A 1,869-nucleotide genomic window follows, 5' to 3' on the forward strand; every position below is an offset into this window, starting at 1 on the left:
GCTTTTTCGTCCAGTTATCGTAAACACCACCATGATCTTTAAGTAATTCGCGATCGCTCGAACGCAACTGCAAGATACGAAAATAAATAGCGTTGGACGAACGTTTAGGGTATCCAAATTTTACTGCTATCTTGTTGTACTTCTTGGCTAACATACGGCGCGAGCAAGAGTCAATGAGTTCTGATAGTATTACCGTTTCACGTTCGCTCCAAGGGTGTTTGTTTTGAAGTGGTAGATAGTATTTGACTCTACAAGACGGAGTGCAAAAATTTTTTGGTTCGCGACTAGGATATTTCACTGTCACGGTGAAAGTATTGTTGCAGTAGAGGCAGGTTTTTTCAACAGTTATTGGCATATGTCTTTATACGGAATGCCAATATCGAACTTTATTTTTTTCCTCTGCGATCGCAATTCCAGCAGCATAAAGCTCGTTTAGTATCTCACGAGCATAACTATCTTTTATGCCTACTTCTTTAGCAATTTGGCAAGCACTCTTTGAGTAGTGCTTTTCTAGCACTGCCAATAGTTGAGCTTTTCGCTGGGTCATTTTGCGCTCTTGATGTATGCTTCTACCCATTTTTAGTCACTCTTGCAGTGAGTACATACCCAGAAATCCCCCTTCCCCGAACAAATATCGCAGGATTCCCATTCGTCGGGTGCATATTCTATTGGCGAGTCTTCGCCTCTGATACCAGCCGCCTTCACCGCCACAGTTCCAACAGCTAAAATGCGATCGCCAACCATCCGCATACAGGACAGTCATCGTAGTCCCAATCATCAGTCATTTTTAGCTCTACTCAGATACAGCATCAACCAATCTTTTTGTTCTAAACACTGCTCAAGAGTTATTGGCTGAATTTGTGAAACAAAGTCAATGAATTGCAGCTCAAACCCTGCCGATTGAATTGATTCTAAAAAGCCTCTAGGGTGAAGGTAGCGACTAGGCTCAAACTCCATTACGATTTGGATATTAGGGTTGGCAGTTAATATTTTCTGCATTCCTTCCCAAATTAATCCTTCCGCTCCTTCTGCATCGATCTTGATAAAGTCAACCCGCTCCCAACTTCTAGCATCAATTAATTTATCAAGCGTGGTAGTTTCAACTTCTAGCTCATAGATTGTGGTTGCGCCCTTGTGACAGCTCATAATAGACGCGCTACCACCCATCATCGGTGGCACTTCTAAAACAGTCAGACTATCATCCTCATCACACGCGGCGTAATTTACAACTTCTAATTGTTTAAAACCATTGGCAATCGCTGTCTTTTTAAGCAAATTAGTGTTACGCGGATTCGCTTCTACTGCCAAAACTTTACCCGAACTACCTACAGCGTCAGCCATCAAACAAGAGTAATACCCCATATTCGCGCCGACATCAATGCAGTACCATCCAGGTTGTAAGATACGTGCGATCGCAATTGTAATCCACATTTCCCAGTAGCCACGCGCAATTAAATGAGGGGAAATATCGGCATTCTCAGGATCGACGTACATCCAGTATTTAGCTAATACATGGCATAGTACGGCATCCCCTAAATAGTGAGACTTGGTATTGTCGCTAGCTATCTTCTCTAAAGATGTGCGGTTGTATTGAGTGAAGTGAGAAAGCATGATTAATTAATTAATTGGGATTGTCTAACAGTAGCGATTAAGTCGAACCTACTCTTGACATTTAACGCTGTATATGACTTGCGAAGCATACTTTCTACGGTTCTAGTTGACACGCCGAGAAAGTCAGCAATTTCTTGATTGCTCAACCCAGATGCAACCAATCTCACATAGCGGAGTTGACCGTGACTAAGGAGTGCGAAATTAAGTCTACGCGCTTGAATTGGAGGTAAACTTAGTAATTGCCTCCGGTTCATTTTT

4 protein-coding genes and 1 pseudogene are annotated in these 1,869 nt (G+C 42.4%); all 5 read right to left on the reverse strand.

Going from position 1 to position 1,869, the window contains the following annotated elements; translation table 11 throughout:
* A pseudogene (locus ACRC32_RS28310) lies at window positions 1-355 on the reverse strand (hypothetical protein); the annotation flags it as partial.
* 6 nt (window positions 356-361) lie between these two features.
* A complete protein-coding gene (locus ACRC32_RS28315; protein ID WP_438557106.1) occupies window positions 362-547 on the reverse strand; it encodes a hypothetical protein in 186 nt (61 codons plus the stop codon).
* A gap of 32 nt (window positions 548-579) precedes the next feature.
* Window positions 580-750 carry a hypothetical protein gene (locus ACRC32_RS28320; RefSeq protein WP_438557107.1) on the reverse strand — a complete coding sequence of 57 codons (171 nt, stop codon included), beginning with the start codon at window positions 748-750 and terminating at the stop codon, window positions 580-582.
* A 27-nt stretch (window positions 751-777) separates the two neighbouring features.
* A complete protein-coding gene (locus ACRC32_RS28325) occupies window positions 778-1,611 on the reverse strand; it encodes an FkbM family methyltransferase (RefSeq protein ID WP_438557108.1) in 834 nt (277 codons plus the stop codon).
* A gap of 2 nt (window positions 1,612-1,613) precedes the next feature.
* On the reverse strand, window positions 1,614-1,869 hold a 256-nt coding region (locus tag ACRC32_RS28330; RefSeq protein WP_438557109.1), incomplete at its 5' end, for a response regulator transcription factor.

The sequence above is a fragment of the Chroococcidiopsis sp. genome, from assembly GCF_051657925.1.
GTDB lineage: Bacteria > Cyanobacteriota > Cyanobacteriia > Cyanobacteriales > Chroococcidiopsidaceae > Chroococcidiopsis.

Bases quoted from the DNA above. Each gene is read 5' to 3' on its own strand.
- ACRC32_RS28315 (WP_438557106.1), bottom strand. From the start codon at position 547: ATGACCCAGCGAAAAGCTCAACTATTGGCAGTGCTAGAAAAGCACTAC.
- ACRC32_RS28320 (WP_438557107.1), bottom strand. From the start codon at position 750: ATGCGGATGGTTGGCGATCGCATTTTAGCTGTTGGAACTGTGGCGGTG.
- ACRC32_RS28325 (WP_438557108.1), bottom strand. From the start codon at position 1,611: ATGCTTTCTCACTTCACTCAATACAACCGCACATCTTTAGAGAAGATA.